Origin of the sequence: Vibrio sp. 10N.222.47.A9, from assembly GCF_963872585.1 — a bacterium.
Classification (GTDB): Bacteria; Pseudomonadota; Gammaproteobacteria; order Enterobacterales; family Vibrionaceae; genus Vibrio; species Vibrio splendidus.
Genome location: NZ_CAWNBB010000111.1, coordinates 1 through 542, shown reverse-complemented (window position 1 = coordinate 542; position 542 = coordinate 1). Strand labels below are relative to the sequence as shown.

Genomic DNA, 542 nt, shown 5'->3' with positions numbered 1-542 from the left:
TAAAAAGTGAAGACAAATAAGCGTATGGCAACTAACCAAGGTTTTTGGTTGTCATCAAGAAGGGTTAATTCTTGATAACTGTTTGCCGGACTCAATTGTGAATCAATGTAAACATTGATTCGAATACAAGACACTTGAATGTGTTTGTTGTGTTTATCTAATGAAAGATAAACATTGAGAACTTTTAAATTTGATTGAATTACTCGTAAGTAAATCAATCAGTCAGCTTTCCAAATTGTTAAAGAGCAAGAGTTTTTCAAGTTTTAAACTTTCAAAACCATTTTTAAATACTCTCTTACGAGAATGTTTAAAGATGGTGGGCGATACCGGGCTCGAACCAGTGACCCCCTGCTTGTAAGGCAGGTGCTCTCCCAACTGAGCTAATCGCCCATGATAGTTTTAATTCCTTCATGGAGAAAGAATGGTGGAGCTATGCGGGATCGAACCGCAGACCTCCTGCGTGCAAGGCAGGCGCTCTCCCAGCTGAGCTATAGCCCCATATTTTTATTTCCTTGGGAGGAAATGGTGGGTCGTGCAGGATT

General features: G+C 40.0%; 2 tRNA genes. Both read right to left on the bottom strand.

What is annotated here, in order from left to right:
• Window positions 1-314: 314 nt before the first annotated feature.
• Window positions 315-390, bottom strand: a tRNA-Val gene (locus AACT19_RS25425).
• 32 nt (window positions 391-422) lie between these two features.
• Window positions 423-498, bottom strand: a tRNA-Ala gene (locus tag AACT19_RS25420).
• Window positions 499-542 lie beyond the last annotated feature (44 nt).